Genomic DNA, 19,380 nt, shown 5'->3' with positions numbered 1-19,380 from the left:
CGATATTGTCGATCGGAACGATAGACAAAGCATGGAGCTGCCCGCCGGCCGCGCTCGGGGGGCACGGTTTGCCGGAAATCCGGGTTCCTCGGGTCTGAAATTCCTCAGCCGGCGGCGGCGACCAGGTGCAGCGACGGGCGTTGCCGCAGCGCCGGGCTCGGCCGGCGGACGCCATCGATGCGGGCGAGGAGGCGACGGCCCTCGGCCCAGCGCCCCAGCCCGCTCTCGGCATTGACGTGGCCGGCCCGCCCGAGATCGACCAGCGCGCTCTCCCAGATGTTGGCGAGGACGCGGGCACGATCGAACGGCATCCACGGATCGTCGCGGCTCGCCACCAGGATCGACGGAAAGGCGAAGGGGCGGCTCGGCAAGGGTGCGAAGCCGGCGACGACATGGTGATCGTGGGCGGCCTCGACGTCGGCCGGGGCGACCAGCAGCGCCCCGCCGATCGGCAACTCCGGGTGATCGGCGGCGAGATGGGCGATCAGGATCGCCCCGAGGCTGTGGCCGACCAGCAGCGCCCCGGGATGGGCTCGGACCGCGCGGCACGCCGTTTCGACCCAGGCGCCGCGATCCGGCCGCGACCAATCGCGCTGTTCGACCAGCACCGAATCCTCGATGTCCTCGAGCCAGGCGTGCTGCCAGTGGCCGGGACCGGAGCCGTGAAGACCGGGCAGGACGAGAACCGTCATCGCGAGACACTCCCAGACTGAGAACGGGTCGGCGGAGCCGACGCGGCCGATCACCGATCGCCGATCGATCGGAGCGTCTTCAGGATAGGGAAGAGCGCGCCGGCGGGCGTGGTCTGGCATTCCAACCGGTTCCCCCGATCCGACTTTCTTTGCCGCCGATCGGCGGTTTCGGCGAACGGCGTCGCCGATCCGCCTCCCGGCGGCCGATGTCGCGGCTCGCGCGCGTTTTCCTCCGATCCCGCACGAACCCCGGAGCGGCGCTGCCCCGGCAACCCGTCCGGCCCCGCCGCAGTCCGCCGTCGCGACCGCGCGCAGAAGTCCCGCGCCGAGCGTAAGTATTTGCGCGTGTTCGGTCTTTCGGTCGACGAAATTTCTCTCCGAGCCCCGCTTCGGGCAAGACCCGTCGCTTTCGCCCGCCGATTTTGGAACGAGAAATCTACACATTTTATCGACTACATGGTCCGATCGCTCCATGGTCGCCGGCCGGCGCGATACCCCTCGGGCGGGGCGCGCCGGTCGCGGCGACCGGAGGTGCGGCGCGGGATGCCGCAACCAGCGACGGAGTCGAGACCGGCATGGCGATCAATCTCAGAACCGTCGAGGCGGAGACCCGCGAGCAACGCCTCGGGACGATCACCCAATGGGACGGATCGGCGTCGCAGCTCGCCGCCGACAGCGTCGCCACCCATGGCTGCGGCCACGCCCGTCCCGGCGGACGGCGCCTGTGCGAGACGGCGAGCCCGTTCTCCCAGGCCTCGATGTGCGCCGAGCACATCGCGGTGACCAATGCGACGATCATCCGCGATTCGGTGGTGATCCAGCATTCGCCGATCGGCTGCGCCGCCAGTCAGTCCTTCACCGCCCGCTACGCCCGCGACCTCGCCGAGCGCCGCGGCTGGAAGCCCGAAGATCCGCATTCGGTCTGCTCCAATCTCGGCGAGCAGGACATGGTGTTCGGCGGCGTCGACCGGCTGGCCGCGGCGATCCGCGAGGCTTTCGAGCGCCACGCGCCGCGGGTGATCTTCGTCGCCACCTCCTGCGCCACCGGCATCATCGGCGACGACGTCGACGGCACCGCCCGGGCGCTCGAGGACGAGCTCGGCATTCCCGTGGTCACGCTCCATTGCGAGGGCTTCAAGTCCAAGCATTGGTCGAACGGCTGGGACGTGATCGAACACGGGATCCTGCGCAAGCTGGTCGACCGCGCCCCTGCGAAGACCGATCCCGATCTCCTCAACGTCATCCATCTCGGCGGCCCCGACGTGTTCACGCCGCTGGTCGCCCCGCTCGGCCTGCGGGTCAATCTGGTGATGGGCGGCAACACGCTGGAGCGCCTCGCCGAACTCTCCTCGGCCGCGGCGACGGTCACCATGTGCTTCGTGCTGTCCTATCTCGCGACCGGGCTCGAGCAGGAATACGGCGTGCCGGAGATCCGTGCGCCGCTGCCCTACGGGCTCGACGCCACCGACGCCTGGCTGCGCGACATCGCCCGGGTCACCGGCCGCGAGGATCGGGTCGAGGCGGTGATCGCTGCGGAGCGCGCCCGGATCGCCCCCGAACTCGCCACCTTGCGTGAAAAGTTGAAGGGCAAGAAGGGCTTCGTCGCCGCCGGCGCCGCCTTCGCCCATGGCCTGATCGCCGACCTGCGCGAACTCGGGGTCGAAGTCGACGGCACCTTCTCCTTCCACCACGACCCGATGACCGACAGCCGCGATCCGCGCCAGGATTCGCTCGGCCACCTGATCGACACCACCGGCGACGTCCCGAACTTCACCGTCAGCCCCGATCAGCACTTCCAGGCCCATGCCGCGCTGAAGCGGGCCAACCCCGACTTCATCGTCACCCGCCACACCGGCGCCATGGCCTCGCTCGCCGCCCGCATGGGCATTCCGGTGCTGCCGATCTTCTATTCCAACGACGGGCTGGCCTACGACGGGCTCCTGACCATCGGCCGGGCGATCCTCCGCACCCTTCCGAAGAAGCGCTTCTACGCCGATGTCGCGGCGCATTCGAGCTTCCCCTATTCGCCCGCCTGGCTCGCCGAGACCAACCCCTACGCGGCCCCGCCCGAACGGGTTCGGGCGGAGGAACCCGCATGCTGAGACCCGCCAAAGCCGCGACCCGCACCTCGGAAGCCGAATTCCACGCCGCCCCCGGCGCCGTCGAGCAGGTGCGCTACGGCTGTGCGCTCGGCGCGCTGCTCAGCGTCATTGCGATCCCGAACGCCGTGCCGATCACCCATTGCGGCCCCGGCTGCGCGCAGAAGCAGTTCCATGCGCTGTCCGGCATCTCCGGCTACCAGGGCGGCGAGTTCCACGTGCCCTCGACCAACATCGGCAATCGCGAGGTGATCTTCGGCGGCGCCGATCGGCTCGACGAGCTGATCGACGCGACGCTGAAGGTGATGGAGGCCGATCTCTTCGTGGTCCAGACCGGCTGCATCCCGGGTCTGGTCGGCGACGACGTCGAGAACGTCGTCGCCCGCTGGCGCCGGCGCGGCGCGCCTCTGGTCTTCGCCGAGACCACCGGCTATCGCGGCAACAACTTCACCGGCCACGAGATCATCGCCAAGGCGATCGTCGACCAGTTCGTCGGCCCGTCGACGGCGCCGAAGCGGGCGCGGCGGGTCAACGTCTGGTCGGCGCTTCCCTACCAGAACCCGTTCTGGCGCGGCGATCTCGGCGAACTGAAGCGCCTGCTCGAAGGCATCGGCCTCGAGGTCGCGATTCTGTTCGGCCCGGCCTCGGACGGTGTCGCCGAGTGGAAGCGGATCCCGGAGGCCGCCTTCAATCTGGTCGTCTCGCCCTGGCTCGGGCTCGGCATCGCCCGCCACTTGGAGCGCAGCTACGATCAGCCGTTCCTGCACCTGCCGCGTCTGCCGATCGGCGCGCGGGCGACCCGCGCCTTCTTGGCCCAAGTGGCGGCCTTCGCCGGCATCGAGGCGCGCGTCGTCGAGGATTTCGCCGCCCGCGAGGAGCGGGAGCACTGGCTCTACCTGCGCGACTTCTCGGCCTTCTATTCCGGCTGCACCAGCCAGTATCGGCTGCCGTCGCAGGTGATCGTCGCCGGCGAGAGCGCCTATGCGCTGGCCGTCGCCGGCTTCATGGTCGAGCAGCTCGGCCTGTCGCCGGGGGCGATCGTCCTGACCGAGAACCCGCCGGAATCGGCGCGCGACGGCATCCGGGCCGCCTTCCGCAACCTCGCCGAGGGCGTCGATGCCGAGGTCGTCTTCGCCCAGGACGGCCCGACCGTCCATCGCCTGATCCGCGACCATGACCGCCACGGCGAATACCCGATCGTCTTCGGGTCGACCTGGGAGGCCGGGCTCGCCCGCGAGATCGGCGCGCCGCTGGTCGAGATCGGTTATCCGGCGACCGACGAGGTGGTGCTGTCGCGCAGCCACGTCGGTTGGCGCGGCGCGCTGACCCTGGTCGAGCACGTCTACACCACCGTCGTGCGCGCCTCGACGCTCGGCTGACCGGAGGGGACGATGTCGATCCGCGCCCGCCCCCCGATCGCCGTCGCCGTCGGCAGCCGCGACGGCCGCGCCGTCACCGAGCATTTCGGCTCGGCCGAGGTCTTCGCGATCTGGCACCTCGGCGAGGGGGCTCCGCGTCTGGTCGAGACGCGCGCCAACGAAGCGGCCTGCGGCCATGCGGTCGATCCGGCGGCGGCGATGGACCGCTCGGTCGAGCTCGTCGCCGACTGCCGCGCGGTGGTGGTCACCCGGATCGGCGACTGTGCGCTGACCCGGCTGAACAAGCTCGGCGTCCTCGCCTTCGAGAGCGACGAGAGCGTCGCCGCGACGCTCGCCGAACTCGCCGATTTCTTCGCCGAAGAGCGCGCCGCCGCGGAGGTCCGGGCATGATCGAGCATCGTCCGCCCTTCGATCCGGTGCCCGAAGGTGCCACCAACCTCTGCCCGTCGAGCGCGATGCGCACCGCGGCGTCGACGCCGGCCTTCCCCGAGCTGGAGGGCCGCCATCCCTGCTTCTCGATCACCGCCGCCGGACATGCGGCGAGCGCCCGGCTGCATCTGCCGGTCTCGCCCCGCTGCAACATCGCCTGCGCCTTCTGCCGCCGCGACTTCAACGACGTCGAACATCGCCCGGGCGTGGCGAGCCGGCTGATCGCCCCGGACGAGGCGGAGACCATCGTCGCGCGGGCGCTGACGCTGTTGCCCAACCTCGCGGTGGTCGGCATCGCCGGGCCGGGCGATCCGCTGGCCAGCGATCATGCCCTCGACGCCTTCCGACGGATCCACGCGCGCTTTCCCGATCTCGTCCTGTGCCTGTCGACCAACGGCCTGAGGTTGCCCGACCGGATCGACGAGATCGTCGCGGCGGGCGTCGCCACCCTGACGGTGACCGTCAACGCCGTCGATCCCGAGATCCAGGCGCGGATCGCCCCGAAGATCGGCTGGCAGGGCCGCGGCCTGTCGGGTCGGGCGGCGGCCGAACGGCTGATCGCCAATCAGCTCGCCGGCATCGCCGCCGCTGCCGCCCGCGGCCTCACCGTCAAGATCAACACCGTGCTGATTCCGGAGATCAACGAGGCCCATGTCGGCGAGGTCGCGCGCGTCACCGCCGCTGCCGGGGCCCGGGTGATCAACGTCATCCCGCTGATCCCGCAAGGCGACCTCGCCCACCTTCCGGCCCCCGGGATCGTCGCCCGCGCCCGCGCCCGCGCGGCGGCCGCCGAGCATCTGCGCGTCTTCTCGCACTGCGCCCGCTGCCGGGCCGACGCCTGCGGCATTCCCGGGGTCTCCGACGTCTCCGCCGAACTGTGGGGCGACGGACGCGTCGCCGAACCGACCTTTTCGCACGGCTGACGCCGCGCCCCCCGACACGAGGACCGACCGATGACCAAGAAACTCAAGCAGATCGCCATCTACGGCAAGGGCGGCATCGGCAAGTCGACGACCACGTCGAACATCTCCGCCGCCCTGTCGGAAGCCGGCTACCGGGTGATGCAGTTCGGCTGCGATCCCAAGGCCGATTCGACGACGACGTTGCGCGGCGGCGAATACATCCCCTCGGTGCTCGATCTCCTCGCCGAGAAGCGCCGGGTCGATGCCTGGGAGGCGGTGTTCGAAGGCTGGAACGGCATCTATTGCGTCGAGGCCGGCGGTCCGGCGCCGGGCGTCGGCTGTGCCGGGCGCGGCATCATCACCGCCGTCGAGCTCCTGAAGCAGCAGAACGTCTTCGAGGAACTCGACCTCGACTTCGTCATCTACGACGTGCTCGGCGACGTGGTCTGCGGCGGCTTCGCCGTGCCGGTGCGCGAAGGCATCGCCGAACACGTCTTCACCGTGTCGTCGGCCGACTTCATGGCGATCTACGCCGCCAACAACCTGTTCCGGGGCATCGAGAAATTCTCGAGCGCCGGCGGCGCGCTGCTCGGCGGGATCATCGCCAACTCGATCAACACCGACTTCCAGCGCGAGATCATCGACGATTTCGCGGCGAAGACCGGCACGCCGATCATCCAATACGTGCCGCGCTCGCTGACCGTCACCCAGGCCGAACTGTCCGGCCGCACCACCATCGAGGCGGTGCCCGAGTCGGCGCAGGCCGAGGTCTATCGCCAGCTCGCCCGCAGCATCGCCGCCCACGAGGTCTCCCGCGTGCCGACCCCGCTCGGACCGGCGGAACTCCGGCAATGGTCCGCCGGCTGGGCCGACCAGTTGGTGGCGATGGAGCGGGCGGCCGCCGGCGGCGAGGGGGCGATCACCGTGCCGGTCCGCGGCAATGGGGCCGCCCACGCGGCGGCGATCCGCGCGCCGGACGGGCGCGTCGCCCGGGTCGGTGCCGCCGAATAGGTCAGATCGCCGCAGGTCCGCCTCTCGACCGCTCGGGCTGGCGGGGGCATTGTCGGAAGGTTGCGCCCGATCGATCCGCCTCTGGAGACACCCCGTCCGATGATCCGCATTCTCGCCCCCGAGGTCTACGACCGCTCGCCCGACGTGCTGGGCACCATCGCCACCCACGTCGCCGCCCTCGGCGGTCGGGCCTTCGTCCTCGGCGGCGAGACGGCGCTCGGCCTCGCCCTGCCGCAGATCGCGGCGAGCCTGGAATCGCGTGGTCTGCCCTGGGAGACCCGCCTGTTCCGCGGCCAGCCGACCGCGGCGGTGATCGACGACCTCGCCGCCGAGATCGCCACCCGCGACGGCGTCGTGGTGGTCGGGGTCGGCGGCGGCAAGGCGCTCGATGCGGCCAAGGCGGCGGGGGTCAAGGCCGGCCGGCCGATCGTCACCGTGCCGACGGTGCCGGCGACCTGCGCGGCCTGGGCGGCGCTGTCGATCGTCTATTCCGCCGAGGGCGTGCAGGAGGAGATCCGCTGGCTGCCCTACGGCCCGGCGCGGGTCCTGGTCGATCCGGCGATCCTCGCCGCCGCCCCCCGACGCTTCCTCGCCGCCGGCATCGCCGACACGGTGGTCAAGTGGTGGGAGACCTTGCCCAATCTCGCCGGCCGCGGCGATCCGCTGGCGCTGCGCCTCCAGGCGGCGATCGCCCGCTTCACCCTCGACACCATCGACCAGGCGCTCGCCGAGACCGACGGCGGTCGGACCATCACCGCCCACCCGATCGCCCACGCCGATCTCCTCGACGCCATCGTCGGGCTCGCCGGCCTGTGCGGCAGCATCAAGGGTGAAGTCGTGTGGGGCGGTTTCGCCCACCCCTTCTACGGCGCCGCGACCCGCGAGCCGGTGACTCGGCGCTTCCTCCATGGCGAGATCGTCGGCTTCGGCCACCTCGTCCAATGGGCTCTCGAAGGCCGTCGCGAGAGCGAGATCGCCGCCTCCATCGAGATGTTCCGCGGGCTCGATCTGCCGGTGACGCTGGCCGCGATCGGCATCGACGACGACGCGACGATCGATCGCATCGCCGCCCACATCGCCGCGTCGATCACCCGCGGCCCCTTCGTCGATCGCGCCGACCCCGCCCGGATCGCCGCCGCGATCCGCGCCGTCGATGGCCTCGGCCGGCGGTCGCCGGCCACCGAAAGCTAGCCGCCCGCCCCGATCGGGAAGCGCCATCCGACGATCGCCAGCCCGGCGCCGAGGGGCGTCGCCGCCGCCCAGAAGGCCGCGACCGGATAACGGGTGATGCCGAGAAAATGGTCGTTGCGGCACAGCGCCTGGGCGAGCGAGCACAGATCCGAGCGCGAGACGAGGCAGGGCACCGCGTCGGCGAGCGCCATCGACGTCGAGCCGACCAATTGGCCGTAGACGATCCACCACCAGCCGATCGCCAGGGACACGCCGATCAGGCCGATCGCCAGCAGCCCCGCCGCGACGACGCGCACCACGCGCCCGCCCGCGGGTCGGCGGGCCGTCGTGCCCGCGCCGGTCGGGGCGTCAGATCGGGACATGGGGGATCCCGAGCCGTTCGAGCACCGTTCGCCGCAGCGCGACCAGGGCCGGATCGTCGCGCCGGCGCGGGCGGTCTTCTTCGATCCGGAATTCGCCGAGGATGCGGGCCGGTCGTTCCGAAAGCACGATCACCCGATCGGCGAGCAGCAGCGCCTCCTCGACGTCGTGGGTGACGAGGAGCGCGGTGAACCCGACCTCGCGCCACAGCGCCGCGAGCTCCTGTTGCAGCACCAGCCGGGTCAGGCTGTCGAGCTTGCCGAAGGGCTCGTCGAGCAGCAGCAGATGGGGATCGTTGACCAGCGCCCGGGCGATCGACACCCGCTGCGCCATGCCGCCCGAGAGCTGATGCGGATAGGCCGCGGCGAAGCCGTCGAGCTTGACCAGTTGCAGCACCTCTTCGATCCGCCCCCGGTGGGTGGCGAGCAGGCCGCGTGCCTCGAGCCCGGTGGCGACGTTCTTCCACACGGTGCGCCAGGGAAACAGCGTCGGATCCTGGAACACCAGGAGCCGGGTCGGGTCCGGGCCCTCGATCGGCACCGCGTCGGCGCGGATCTCGCCGACCGTCGGCCGTTCGAGCCCGGCCGCCAGTCGCAGCAGGGTCGACTTGCCGCAGCCCGACGGGCCGAGCAGGGCGACGAATTCGCCGGGCGCCAGGCTGAGATCGATCGCGTCGAGGACCGGCAGGCTGCGCCCGTCGAGATCATAGGCGTGGGACACCCCGATCACGTCGAGGGCGAGGTTCTGCCGCAGGCGCGCCGGCGCCGCGACGGGGTGCGGTGCGGTGTCGAGGGTCGCGGACATCAGACGATTCCCTTCTGCCAGGCGAGCAGCCGATCGCGGATCCGGAACTGCAGGTGGACGATGCCGGCGCACAGCAGGGCCATGATCACCAGCGTCGCATAGACGTTGGCATAGCCCGAATAGGCGGTCTGGAACTGGATGTACCAGCCGAGCCCATATTTCGCCCCGAGCATCTCGGCGACCACCAGCACCGCGAAGGAATAGTAGAGCCCCATGAACAGGCCGACGAAGACGTGCGGCAACGACGCCGGGATCGCCACCCGGAAGATCAGGAAGCGCCGATTGGCGCCCAGCGTCCGGGCGACGTCGTAGTAGGCGCGATCGACCGAAGCGACGCCCGAGGCGGTCAGGATCGCCACCGGAATGCCGGCCGACAGCGCGACGATGAAGATCGAGGCGTGGAAGGTGGTCGGGAAGAAGAAGAAGGTGCAGGGGATCCAGGCGGTCGCCGGCACCGGCCCGATCAGCTTGAGGATCGGCATGCCCCAGTAGGAGAAGCGCTTCGACCAGCCGAGCGCGACGCCGAGGGCGAAACCGGCGACGATGCCGGAGCCGAAACCGAGCCCCCACAGCCGCAGCGAATAGCCGATGCACAGCAGCAGGCGGTCGAAATCGACCACCCAGACGTTGAGCAGGCCCTGCGGCGGCGAGAAGAACGGCTTCGGCAACCAGCCGGTCTTGGCGGTGGTCAACTCCCACACCGCGAACCACACCCCGATCGCCACGAACCACGGTCCCCAATAGGCGATCTTCCGCCCGAGGTCGCCGAGCCGGTCGATCGTCACCGAAAGCAGCAGCAGCGCCACCCCGCCGCCGGTGACCAGTCCGGCGAACAATCCGGCACTGCCCCAGGGGATCACGTCGGGCAGGCCGACCGTGATCGCCGCGGCGAGGAACCAGGCGGCGGCGGCGTGCAGCCCCGGCCACCAGATCCTGAGGCCGGACCGTGCGACGCCGGCCGCGCCGTCGTCCAGGGATTGCGCCAGATCGCTCACGCCGAAGTCTCCTCTGTCCATGTCGGGCGGCACGGCGGGATGCCGCGCCGCCGGATCCCGTCTCAGGCGAGCAGGTTGAGCGTCACCTGCGCGGCGAGCTTGGCCGGGTCGGTGCCCGGCTCGAGCACCTTGACCAGCTTCAGGTCTTCCGCCCCGAGCCGGATCTGCTCGACGAGGTCGGGACCGATCGGGTGATTGTGGGTGACGAGATGGCCGATCACCTCGGTCAGCGACTTCAGGTCGAGGCCGGCCGGCTTGAGGTTCTCGAGGTACCAGGCGGCGACCTCGTCCGGATGGGCGGCGGTATATTCGTGGACCTCGATGTTGCCCTCGGCGAGCCGGCGCAGCGCATCGCGGTTGTCCTTGATGAAGGCGCCGTTGGCCCCGAGCACGCAGCACGAGCGGTTCTCGAAGATGCCGGTCTGGCTGTCGGCGATCAGCTTGAAGCCGTGCTTCTTCTCGATCGAATAGGCCCAGGGGTCGAGATGGGCGGCGAGATCGGCCTCGCCGCGGGCGACGACGTCGCCGACCAGTTCGAACGGCACCACCTTCCAGGTCACGTCGGCCTGCGGGTCGAGCCCGGCCTTGGCGACCGCCACCTGGAACTGGATGTGCGGCGAGGTGCCGAGCCCGTAGACCGCGACGGTCTTGCCCTTGAGGTCGCGGATGTCCTTGACCTTCGAGGCTTCCGAGGCGAGCAGCCGCAGGCAGCCGCCGTGCGAGCCGACGAACAGCTTGACGTCGAAGCCCTGCTCCAGCGGCTTCAGCCAGTCGCCGACCAGACCGGCGCCGGCGTCGGCCTTACCGGTGGCCAACGCCTGGATCAGGGTCTGGCCGCTCGACCCTTGGAAGAACAGTTCGACGTCGACGCCGTGCTTGGCGTAGATGCCCTTGGCGACGCCGAAGCCGAGCGGCGAATGGCAGGCCGCCACTTCGGTCCAGGCGAGGCGGATCTTGGTCGCCGGCGCGGCGATCGCCGGCGTGAACAGGCCCTTGCCCACGGCGAGGCCGCCGGCGGCGAGCCCGAGGGCGCCGGCGGCGCCGGTCAGGACCCGGCGTCGGGTCGGCCCGACGGCGGGAATGGGGTTGCGGACGTCGATCATGAATGCCCCCTCGTCACGTTGGGGCCTCGTCTCGCGGCCCGCTCGAACTCAGGATAGTCCGGGCTCGGATTGAATCAACATATTCTATAGAAATAGTATTTTGTTTTGCCGGAGCGAGGCAGCATGAGCGGGCTTTCGTGCGTCCGGACGCGAAACCCCGGGCGGCGGACCCGCCGACGCCGGTCGGCGGCGGTCGGGTCGAAGCCGGAAGCCCCGGTCGGTCGGGCGGCCTGCGCTCGCGGGCTTCACCGCCGCGGGTCGTCGCCCGCGGCGGTGGATCGAGGCGTCCACCCGATCGTGACCTTCAGCCGTCGAGCGCCTGGGCGAGATCGGCGACGAGATCTTCGCCGTCTTCGATTCCTGCCGACAGCCGCACCAGTCCGTCGCCGATCCCGAGGGCGGCGCGCGTCTCCGCCGGGATCGACGCATGGGTCATCACCGCCGGATGTTCGATCAGGCTCTCGACCCCGCCGAGGCTCTCGGCCAGCGTGAAGAGCTTCGTCCGCCCGAGGAAGCGGCTGGTTCCGGCGAAATCGCGATCGAGTTCGACCGTGACGATGCCGCCGAAGGCCTTCATCTGCTCGCGCGCCAGCCGGTGCTGGGGATGGCTGTCGAGACCGGGGTAGATCACCCGCCGGACGTCGCGCCGCGCCTCGAGGAAGCGGGCGATGGCGAGGCCGTTCGCCGAATGCCGCTCCATCCTGAGCGCCAGGGTCTTGAGCCCGCGCAACGCCAGGAAACTGTCGAAGGGGCCGGAGACGGCGCCCAGCGCGTTCTGCAGGAAGGTGAGTTTTTCGACCAGATCCGGGCGGTCGCCGACCACCACCGAGCCGCCGATCATGTCGGAATGGCCGTTGAGATATTTGGTCGTCGAATGGACCACCACGTCGATGCCGTGCTCGAGCGGCCGCTGCAGCGCGGGGCTGGCGAAGGTGTTGTCGGCGACGGTGACGACGCCGCGCCGCCGCCCGATCTCGGCGACGGCCGAGAGATCGGCGAGCCGCAGCAGCGGATTGGTCGGCGTCTCGACCCACAACAGCCGGGTTTCCGGCCGGATCGCCGCCTCGATCGCAGCGGGATCGCGGAAGTCGACGAAACTCGTCGACAGCCCGTTGGTGCGCTTCTTGACCCGCTCGAAGGTGCGGAACGAACCACCGTAGAGGTCCTCGGAGGCGACGATGTGCGAGCCCTCGTCGAAGACGTCGACCAGCGTGGCGATCGCCGCCAACCCGGACGCGAAGGCGAAGCCGGCGGTGCCGCTCTCCAGGTCGGCGATGGCGCGTTCGAAGGCCTGTCGGGTCGGATTGTGGGTGCGGCCGTATTCCCAGCCGCGATGCACCCCGGGGCTGAGCTGGGCATAGGTCGAGGTGGCGTAGATCGGCACCATCACGGCGCCGGTCGTCGGGTCGTGGCTCTGGCCGCCGTGGACGGTGCGGGTGGAGAAGGCGAGCCGATTGCGGGGGGTGGCGTTCACGATGCGAGCCTCAGACGGTTGATGAAGTCGACACGGGTGACGAGCCCGAGGAAGGCGTCGCCGTCGACGACCACCGCGACGTCGCCGCGCTCGAACAACGGCAGGAGATCGGCGACCGGCGCCGAGGCGGCGAGGGTGCGCACGTCCCGGGCCATCGCCGAACCGACCAGCCCGGCGAAGCGCCCGGTCGGTTCGCCGCCGGCGCCGAGAGCGGCGAGCAGGTCGCTCTCGTCGAGCAGCCCGACCAGGCGCACGCCGTCGACGACCGGCAATTGCGACACGTCGGCCGCGCGCATGCGGCGATAGGCGGTGAGCAGCGTGTCGTCGGCACCGACGGTGACGGTGCCGCCGTCGACGTGGCGGCGCACCACGAGATCGCCGACCTTGACCGCGCCGGCGCGCGCGCCGATCCGGTCGAGCCCCTCCTCGGTCAGCCACACGTCGTTGAACACCTTGGAGAGATATTTGGCGCCGGTGTCGCAGACCAGACTGACCACCCGCTTCGGCGCGCTCTGCGCCCGGCACCACTTCAGGGCCGCGGCGAGCAGCGTGCCCGACGACGAGCCGGCGAGGATGCCCTCGCGGGCGAGCAACTCGCGCGCCGCCGCCATGCTCTCGCGGTCGGAGATCGAGAAGGCCTGCGCGACCAGCGACAGATCGGCATTCGGCGGCACGAAGTCCTCACCGATCCCCTCGACCGTCCACGAGCCCGGCTCGATGGTCTCACCGGTGGTGATCAGCGGCGCCAGGATCGACCCGACCGGGTCGGCGAGGATCATCTTCGTCTTCGGCGAGACGCTCCGGAAATAGCGGCCGAGGCCGGTCAGCGTGCCGCCCGAACCGACCCCGACGACGACCGCGTCGACGTCGCCGCCGAGCGCCTCGAAGATCTCCGGACCGGTGGTCGCCTCGTGGGCGCGCGGATTGGCCGGGTTGGCGAACTGATCGACGAAGAAGGCGCCGGGGATCTCGGCGGCGATTCGCGCGGCGACGTCCTGATAGTAGTCGGGATGGCCCTTGCCGACGTCGGAGCGGGTGTTCCGCACGTCGACGCCGAGCGCCTTCAGATGCTGCACCTTCTCGCGCGACATCTTGTCCGGCACCACCAGGATCACCCGATAGCCCTTGGGCAGGCCGACCTGGGCGAGGCCGAGGCCGGTGTTGCCGGCGGTCGCCTCGACGATGACCCCGCCGGGTTTCAATCGCCCGTCGGCCTCCGCCGCCTCGATCATCGACAGGGCGATGCGATCCTTGATCGATCCGCCCGGATTCCAGCTCTCGAGCTTGAGGAACAGCCGGCACGGGCCGGTGTCGAGCCGCGTCACTTCGACCAGCGGCGTGTGGCCGATCAGGTCGAGCACCGACCGGGCGGCGGTGCCGCCGGCATCGCGGGTGGGCATCGTGGGGATCTCCTCTGGCCATCGGCGGGACCCGGCGGGCGCGCCGTCGCGGCCGACCGGCGGCGCACCGCGCCCGACGCGGAACACGGACGAGCGGCGCCGGCCCGCCGTCCTCGCCGACCCGGGCCGGTCGTCGCCGAAACAGACAATATCGATCGATCTTGTCTTCTTTCGGATCTTAGCCGAGCCCGACCGGTTTGCGCAGGCCTCGCCGTCGCGGTGTTCGGTCGATCGGGAAAACGGATTCCGCGGGGACGCCGATCGGCGCAACGGCGATGCTCTTCGCCGGGGAAGTTGCCGTCGTCGCCGCCGGCCGGGCGCCGCATCGAACCGGCCTTCCCGTCATTTTGAGACGCATCATTGCTCTCGAAAGCAAGACGGCTCACAAATCACGAATCGAAGGGCTCGACGCGGGGGGACACCCGTCGCGGGCCTTCGGATGAGATTGGGGAAAACGCCATGTCTGGGTTCACCGTCACCGCGGCACGGGTCCGCACCGTCGCCATCGGTCTCTTTCTGGGCACGACCCTGCTCGCCGGCGGAACGTCGGGCGTGCGCGCCGAGGGCAGCCTGGTGATGTACTGCGGCGTCGACGAGGCCTGGTGCCGCTCGATGGCCACGACCTACGAGAAGGAGACCGGGGTCAAGGTCGACATGATCCGCATGTCGGCCGGCGAGACCTACGCCCGCATCCGCGCCGAGAAGGAGAATCCCCACGGCGACATCTGGTGGGGCGGCACCGGCGATCCCCATCTCCAGGCCGCCGACGACGGCCTGACCGAGCCCTATGTCTCGCCCAAGCGCGCGACCCTGCACGACTGGGCCCAGAAACAGGCGGCCATCGCCCACGACCGCACCGTCGGCATCTACATGGGCGCGCTCGGCTTCGGCTACAACAAGGACGAGCTGGCGCGGCGCAAGCTGACCGCCCCGGCCTGCTGGGCCGACCTGATCAAGCCCGAGTTCAAGGGCGAGGTGCAGATGGCCGACCCCAACGCCTCCGGCACCGCCTGGACCGTGCTCGCCACCATCATCCAGCTGATGGGCGAGGAGAACGCCTTCACCTACCTCAAGGCGCTGCACGCCAACGTCAACGAATACCCCAAGACCGGCGCCGCGCCGGCCCTGTCGATCGGCCAGGGCGAGACGCTGATCGGCATCGCCTTCCAGCACGACATCATCAACGTCGCCCGCTCCGGCAAGCCGGCACAGGTGGTCTCGCCCTGCGAAGGCACCGGCTACGAGATCGGCTCGATGAGCCTGATCAAGGGCGCGCCGCATCTCGACGCGGCCAAGAAGTTCTATGAATGGGCGCTGACCCCGGCCGCGCAGAAACTCGCCGCCGCCGCCGGCAGCTTCCAGATTCCGTCCAACCCCGAGACCCCGGTGCCGCCGGAATCGCCCGATCTCTCCAAGATCAAGCTGATCGCCTACGACTTCACCACCTACGGCTCGAAGGCGACGCGCAACCGCATCCTCGCCCGCTGGGCCGAGCAGGTGAAGAACGCGCCGCGGTGATGGACGGGTTTCCGCGCTCCGCCAAGATCTGGCTGGTGGTGGCCTGGGCCGCGCTGATCGCCCTGCCGTGGTACGGCCTCGGCGGCATTCCGCGCGGCGTGCCGGCGTGGCCGGCGGTGGTCCAGGCCTCGGCAGGTGCGCGGGGGTGGCTGATCCCGCTGATCCTCGCCCTGATCCCGGCGACCGTCGCGGTGTTCGGGCGGGCGCGTCCGCGCCTGCTCGTCGCCGCCGCCGCCACGGCGATCCTGTGGACGGTGATCGAAGGTTTCGCGATCGTCCACAACGGCTGGGGCGTCGCGGCACTCGGTCCCTGGTTCGCGGATCCCGCACCGACCCAACCGGCGCTCGGCTGGGGCGCCCTGGTGTTCCTCGTCGCGATGCTGATGCTGATCGCCAACGGCCTCGCCCGGCAGGGGGTGTGCCGCGGCGACGTCTTCGTCACCGGCGCGATCCTCCTGGTCGTCGCGCTGATCGCCCTGTTCGTGATCTATCCGGCGCTGTGCATCTTCGTCTCCGCGGTCAAGGACAACGACGGCGGCTTCGCGCCGGAGCTGTTCGGCGCCAAGCTGTTCGGACGCCCGATCTGGGGCATCGATTGCCTCGTCGGCGGCGGCGCCTGCGGCACCGCCTGGAACACCGTGGTGGTGGCGACCGTGGTCGGGGTGGTCACCACCCTGCTCGGGCTGGCCTTCGCGCTGCTGGCGCTGCGCACCCGGGTGCCGATGAAGCCGCTGATCGGCCTCCTCTCGGTGCTGCCGATCATCACCCCGCCCTTCGTCATCGGTCTGGCGCTGATCCTGCTGTTCGGCCGATCCGGCGCGGTGACGATCTGGGTCGCCGATCTCTTCCACGTGCCGCGTACCCGCTGGATCTACGGCGTCACCGGCATCACCGTGGCGCAAGTCCTGGCCTTCACGCCGATCTCCTTCCTGGTGATGATCGGCGTGCTCCAGGGCGTCGCGCCGAGCCTCGAGGAGGCGGCCGAGACCCTGCGCGCCGGGCGCTGGCGCACCTTCCGCACCATCACCTGGCCGCTGATCCGGCCGGGCCTCGCCAACGCCTTCCTGATCGCCTTCATCGAGAGCATGGCCGATTTCGCCAATCCGCTGATGATCGGCGGCAACTTCACGGTGCTGTCGACCGACATCTTCTTCGCGGTGGTCGGCACCACCCACGATCAGGGCCGCGCCGCGGTGCTGGCGATCGTCCTCCTGACCTTCACCCTGACCGCCTTTCAGGCCCAACGCGCCTGGGTCGGGCGGCGCGGCTACGCCACCATGGGCGGCAAGGGCGCGGCGGGACGGGCGACCGAGCTGCCCGGCGGGCTCAAGGCGCTGTGCTACGGCCTCGCCTTGCCCTATCTCGCGCTCACCGTCGCGGTCTACGGCACGATCATGGTCGGCGGCTTCGTCGAATCGATCGGCCGCGACAACACCCCGACGCTGCGCCACCTGATCACCGCCTTCTCGATCGAGAAGGGCATCGGCGGCTGGTTCCTCAGCGGCTCGGCGTGGAATTCGCTGGTGACCACCTTCGAGGTGGCGCTGATCGCCATGCCCTTCACCGCGGCGATCGGCATCGTCGTCGCCTGGCTGCTCGACCGCCAGCGCTTCGCCGGCCGCCAGGCCTTCGAGTTCCTGGCGATGATGAGCTTCGCCATTCCCGGCACGGTCATCGGCGTCAGCTACATTCTCGCCTTCAACGTGCCGCCGCTGGCCCTGACCGGGACCGGCACGATCATCGCCATCGCCTTCGCCTTCCGCAACATGCCGGTCGGCATCCGCGCCGGCATCGCCAATCTCGCCCAGATCGACCGCTCCCTCGACGAGGCGTCGCTGACCCTCGGCGCGCGGTCGCTGCGCACCCTGGTGCTGGTGCTCCTGCCCCTGATGCGCCCGGCGGTGACCACGGCGCTGGTCTACAGCTTCGTGCGCGCCGTGACGGCGGTCAGCGCGGTGATCTTCCTGGTCACCGGCGAATATCAGCTCGCCACCGTCTACATCGTCGGCCGCGCCGACGTCGGCGACTACGGCGTGGCGATCGTCTATTCGGCGATGCTGATCGTCCTGATGTTGCTGATCCTGCTGATCATCCGCCTGGGCGTCGGGCTCAATCGGCCCGGTGCCCGTCCCGTCCGTGGGACGGCGTCCCTCACTCCCGCGACGATGGTGCAACCATGAGCGACGTCACGACCCCGGCCGTCGAACTGCGCGGCGTGACCAAGCGCTACGGCGACGTCACCGCCCTGCGCACGATCGATCTGGCGATCGACCGCGGCACCCTGGTGACCCTGCTCGGGCCCTCGGGCTGCGGCAAGACCACCATGCTGCGCCTGATCGCCGGTCTCGAGCGGCCGGACGACGGCCGGATCCTGATCGGCGGCCGCGACGTCACCCTCGCCGCGGCGTCGGAGCGCAACATCGGCATGGTGTTCCAGTCCTACGCGCTGTTTCCCCACATGACGGTGCTGGAGAACGTCTGCTACGGCCTGCGCGCCGGCGGCATGAAGAAGGCCGAGGCGATCGCCGCGGCGACCGACAAGATCGCCCTGGTCGGCCTCGCCGGCTACGAGAGTCGCCTGCCGAGCGAACTCTCCGGCGGCCAGCAGCAGCGCGTCGCGGTGGCCCGGGCGATCGTGCTCGAGCCCGAGGTTCTGCTGTTCGACGAGCCGCTGTCGAACCTCGACGCCAAATTGCGCCGCCACGTCCGCGAAGAGATCCGCGAATTGCAGCAGAGCCTGTCGTTGACCGCGGTCTATGTGACGCACGACCAGCAGGAGGCGCTGGCGATCTCCGATCGCATCCTGGTGATGAACATGGCCGCGGTGGCCCAGGACGGCAGTCCGCGCGCCCTCTACGAGCAGCCGGAGAGCCGCTTCGTCGCCGACTTCATCGGCGACGCCAACATCGTGCCGATCGAGGTGCGGCGGATCGACGGCCCCCTCGCCGAGATCGACCTCGCCGGTCTGGTCCTGACCTTGCCCCATCACGGGGCGACGGTCGGGGCCGCCGAACTGGCGATCCGCCCGCAGTCGGTCGGCCTCGCGCCGGGCGCCGGCGCTCCGGGGACCTTGCCCGGCCGCCTCGCCACCGCCGCCTATCTCGGCAGCCACATGGAATATCGCGTGCGGATCACCCCGGAGATCGAGCTCTTCGTGGTCTCGCCGGACGTCGCCGCACCGCTGAAGCCGGGATGCGACGTCGCCGTGTCGGTCGCCGCCGACGGCGTGGCGATCATTCCTGGACGGTGAGTTCCCGCCGAGCCTGCCGGTCGCGCCGTTCCCCGCCTCGTCCGACGTGGGCCGCCGGCTAGGATTCGTAGCCGGTGTCGTGGATCGCGCAGCCCATCCCCCGGACCGCATCGTCGGTCGTGGTCGGGCGAACCCAGTTCCCGGCGGCGATGCCGGTCTTCGCCGCGGATTCGGTCGCCAGCTTGGCGGCGACGCCGGCGAGCACGCCGGCGATGTCGCGCTGCGGCACCACCGCCACCCCGTCGGCGTCGCCGATCACCACGTCGCCCGGCATCACCACCACGCGCGCGCAGGCGATCGGCACGTTGACCTCGCCGCCGCCGGTCTTGAAGCTGCCCGCCGGCGTGACCCCGCGGGCCCGGATCGGCAGCCCGATCGACCGGAGTTGCTCGATGTCGCGGACGCCGCCGTCGATCACCAGTCCGGCGACGCCGCGATGGTGGGCCCACAGCGCGAGATTCTCGCCGATCAGGGCGTTGTCGAGGTCGCCCTGTCCGTCGATCACCACCACGTCGCCGGGCTGGGCGAGGTCGAGGGCCTTGTGGATCATCAGATTGTCGCCGGCGCGGACGCGGACGGTCAGGGCCGGCCCGACGAAGCGCCCCGGGACGATGGCGACGAGCCCGGCCTCCATCACGTTGAAGGTGCGCATCACGTCGCCGACGTCGGCCGCGGCGAGGTCCGCGAAGGCCGCGATCAGATCGGGCGCGGGCCGCGGCACGCGGGTGAAGATGCGAAAGCCGACGTCGGTCATGGTGTCTCTCCGAGTGTCG

The 19,380-nt window shown here is 70.4% G+C and carries 16 protein-coding genes and 1 pseudogene; 9 read left to right on the top strand and 8 right to left on the bottom strand.

Annotation, left to right across the window (positions count from 1 at the left end; all coding sequences use genetic code 11):
* Positions 1-104: 104 nt before the first annotated feature.
* Positions 105-692, bottom strand: a complete 588-nt coding sequence (locus EYW49_RS06365; RefSeq protein WP_131307358.1) for an RBBP9/YdeN family alpha/beta hydrolase — start codon at positions 690-692, stop codon at positions 105-107.
* A 575-nt stretch (positions 693-1,267) separates the two neighbouring features.
* Here EYW49_RS06365 and EYW49_RS06360 point away from each other — a divergent pair.
* The 6 genes and pseudogenes from EYW49_RS06360 (at position 1,268) to EYW49_RS06335 (ending at position 7,703) form a co-directional block, all read left to right on the top strand.
* Positions 1,268-2,794, top strand: a complete 1,527-nt coding sequence (locus EYW49_RS06360) for a nitrogenase component 1 (RefSeq protein WP_131307356.1) — start codon at positions 1,268-1,270, stop codon at positions 2,792-2,794.
* Positions 2,788-4,170: a nitrogenase component 1 gene (locus EYW49_RS06355; RefSeq protein WP_131307354.1), complete on the top strand. Its 1,383-nt coding sequence runs from the start codon at positions 2,788-2,790 to the stop codon at positions 4,168-4,170. Before EYW49_RS06360 ends, EYW49_RS06355 begins: the two co-directional genes overlap by 7 nt.
* A 12-nt stretch (positions 4,171-4,182) precedes the next feature.
* Positions 4,183-4,560 (top strand): NifB/NifX family molybdenum-iron cluster-binding protein, encoded by a 378-nt coding sequence (locus EYW49_RS06350; protein ID WP_165498151.1) that lies wholly within the window; start codon positions 4,183-4,185, stop codon positions 4,558-4,560.
* The gene (locus EYW49_RS06345) at positions 4,557-5,522 is read left to right on the top strand and encodes a radical SAM protein (RefSeq protein ID WP_228259518.1); all 966 of its coding nucleotides are present in this window, start codon (positions 4,557-4,559) and stop codon (positions 5,520-5,522) included. Before EYW49_RS06350 ends, EYW49_RS06345 begins: the two co-directional genes overlap by 4 nt.
* Before the next feature lie 30 nt (positions 5,523-5,552).
* A pseudogene (locus EYW49_RS06340) lies at positions 5,553-6,347 on the top strand (nucleotide-binding protein); the annotation flags it as partial.
* A gap of 264 nt (positions 6,348-6,611) precedes the next feature.
* Complete coding sequence (locus EYW49_RS06335; protein ID WP_131307350.1) at positions 6,612-7,703, top strand: iron-containing alcohol dehydrogenase; 1,092 nt, start codon at positions 6,612-6,614, stop codon at positions 7,701-7,703.
* Here the strand turns inward: EYW49_RS06335 and EYW49_RS06330 are convergent.
* From EYW49_RS06330 to EYW49_RS06305, 6 genes are all read right to left on the bottom strand, one after another.
* Positions 7,700-8,065, bottom strand: a complete 366-nt coding sequence (locus tag EYW49_RS06330; RefSeq protein WP_131307348.1) for a hypothetical protein — start codon at positions 8,063-8,065, stop codon at positions 7,700-7,702. The two genes, EYW49_RS06335 and EYW49_RS06330, sit on opposite strands and share 4 nt — an antisense overlap.
* The gene (locus tag EYW49_RS06325; RefSeq protein ID WP_228259529.1) at positions 8,052-8,870 is read right to left on the bottom strand and encodes an ABC transporter ATP-binding protein; all 819 of its coding nucleotides are present in this window, start codon (positions 8,868-8,870) and stop codon (positions 8,052-8,054) included. Before EYW49_RS06325 ends, EYW49_RS06330 begins: the two co-directional genes overlap by 14 nt.
* Positions 8,867-9,862, bottom strand: coding sequence for an ABC transporter permease (locus EYW49_RS06320; protein ID WP_228259517.1), 996 nt, complete (start codon positions 9,860-9,862; stop codon positions 8,867-8,869). The genes EYW49_RS06325 and EYW49_RS06320 overlap by 4 nt, the downstream gene beginning before the upstream one ends.
* 62 nt (positions 9,863-9,924) lie before the next feature.
* Positions 9,925-10,965 (bottom strand): ABC transporter substrate-binding protein, encoded by a 1,041-nt coding sequence (locus EYW49_RS06315; RefSeq protein WP_131307342.1) that lies wholly within the window; start codon positions 10,963-10,965, stop codon positions 9,925-9,927.
* Between the two features lie 304 nt (positions 10,966-11,269).
* The gene (locus EYW49_RS06310) at positions 11,270-12,439 is read right to left on the bottom strand and encodes a trans-sulfuration enzyme family protein (RefSeq protein WP_131307340.1); all 1,170 of its coding nucleotides are present in this window, start codon (positions 12,437-12,439) and stop codon (positions 11,270-11,272) included.
* Positions 12,436-13,839: a pyridoxal-phosphate dependent enzyme gene (locus EYW49_RS06305; protein ID WP_131307338.1), complete on the bottom strand. Its 1,404-nt coding sequence runs from the start codon at positions 13,837-13,839 to the stop codon at positions 12,436-12,438. Before EYW49_RS06305 ends, EYW49_RS06310 begins: the two co-directional genes overlap by 4 nt.
* A gap of 459 nt (positions 13,840-14,298) precedes the next feature.
* On the opposite strand from EYW49_RS06305, the gene EYW49_RS06300 reads away from it, so the two are divergent.
* Genes EYW49_RS06300 through EYW49_RS06290 form a run of 3 tightly spaced genes read left to right on the top strand, consistent with a single transcriptional unit; the run spans position 14,299 to position 18,607 of the window.
* Complete coding sequence (locus EYW49_RS06300) at positions 14,299-15,357, top strand: ABC transporter substrate-binding protein (protein WP_131307336.1); 1,059 nt, start codon at positions 14,299-14,301, stop codon at positions 15,355-15,357.
* The gene (locus EYW49_RS06295) at positions 15,357-17,537 is read left to right on the top strand and encodes an ABC transporter permease (RefSeq protein ID WP_131307334.1); all 2,181 of its coding nucleotides are present in this window, start codon (positions 15,357-15,359) and stop codon (positions 17,535-17,537) included. Before EYW49_RS06300 ends, EYW49_RS06295 begins: the two co-directional genes overlap by 1 nt.
* A complete protein-coding gene (locus EYW49_RS06290; RefSeq protein ID WP_131307332.1) occupies positions 17,534-18,607 on the top strand; it encodes an ABC transporter ATP-binding protein in 1,074 nt (357 codons plus the stop codon). Before EYW49_RS06295 ends, EYW49_RS06290 begins: the two co-directional genes overlap by 4 nt.
* Before the next feature lie 58 nt (positions 18,608-18,665).
* Here EYW49_RS06290 and EYW49_RS06285 read toward each other — a convergent pair whose 3' ends face one another.
* The gene (locus tag EYW49_RS06285; protein ID WP_131307330.1) at positions 18,666-19,361 is read right to left on the bottom strand and encodes an RraA family protein; all 696 of its coding nucleotides are present in this window, start codon (positions 19,359-19,361) and stop codon (positions 18,666-18,668) included.
* Between the last annotated feature and the right edge of the window lie 19 nt (positions 19,362-19,380).

This window comes from Siculibacillus lacustris (assembly GCF_004328075.1).
Lineage (GTDB): Bacteria > Pseudomonadota > Alphaproteobacteria > Rhizobiales > Ancalomicrobiaceae > Siculibacillus > Siculibacillus lacustris.
This window is presented reverse-complemented; position numbering and strand designations above follow the sequence as displayed.

What these genes read in the sequence shown, in the direction of transcription:
- EYW49_RS06365 (WP_131307358.1), bottom strand. Translation starts at nt 692, where the DNA reads ATGACGGTTCTCGTCCTGCCCGGTCTTCACGGCTCCGGTCCCGGCCAC.
- EYW49_RS06360 (WP_131307356.1), top strand. Translation starts at nt 1,268, where the DNA reads ATGGCGATCAATCTCAGAACCGTCGAGGCGGAGACCCGCGAGCAACGC.
- EYW49_RS06355 (WP_131307354.1), top strand. Translation starts at nt 2,788, where the DNA reads ATGCTGAGACCCGCCAAAGCCGCGACCCGCACCTCGGAAGCCGAATTC.
- EYW49_RS06350 (WP_165498151.1), top strand. Translation starts at nt 4,183, where the DNA reads ATGTCGATCCGCGCCCGCCCCCCGATCGCCGTCGCCGTCGGCAGCCGC.
- EYW49_RS06345 (WP_228259518.1), top strand. Translation starts at nt 4,557, where the DNA reads ATGATCGAGCATCGTCCGCCCTTCGATCCGGTGCCCGAAGGTGCCACC.
- EYW49_RS06335 (WP_131307350.1), top strand. Translation starts at nt 6,612, where the DNA reads ATGATCCGCATTCTCGCCCCCGAGGTCTACGACCGCTCGCCCGACGTG.
- EYW49_RS06330 (WP_131307348.1), bottom strand. Translation starts at nt 8,065, where the DNA reads ATGTCCCGATCTGACGCCCCGACCGGCGCGGGCACGACGGCCCGCCGA.
- EYW49_RS06315 (WP_131307342.1), bottom strand. Translation starts at nt 10,965, where the DNA reads ATGATCGACGTCCGCAACCCCATTCCCGCCGTCGGGCCGACCCGACGC.
- EYW49_RS06305 (WP_131307338.1), bottom strand. Translation starts at nt 13,839, where the DNA reads ATGCCCACCCGCGATGCCGGCGGCACCGCCGCCCGGTCGGTGCTCGAC.
- EYW49_RS06300 (WP_131307336.1), top strand. Translation starts at nt 14,299, where the DNA reads ATGTCTGGGTTCACCGTCACCGCGGCACGGGTCCGCACCGTCGCCATC.
- EYW49_RS06295 (WP_131307334.1), top strand. Translation starts at nt 15,357, where the DNA reads ATGGACGGGTTTCCGCGCTCCGCCAAGATCTGGCTGGTGGTGGCCTGG.
- EYW49_RS06290 (WP_131307332.1), top strand. Translation starts at nt 17,534, where the DNA reads ATGAGCGACGTCACGACCCCGGCCGTCGAACTGCGCGGCGTGACCAAG.
- EYW49_RS06285 (WP_131307330.1), bottom strand. Translation starts at nt 19,361, where the DNA reads ATGACCGACGTCGGCTTTCGCATCTTCACCCGCGTGCCGCGGCCCGCG.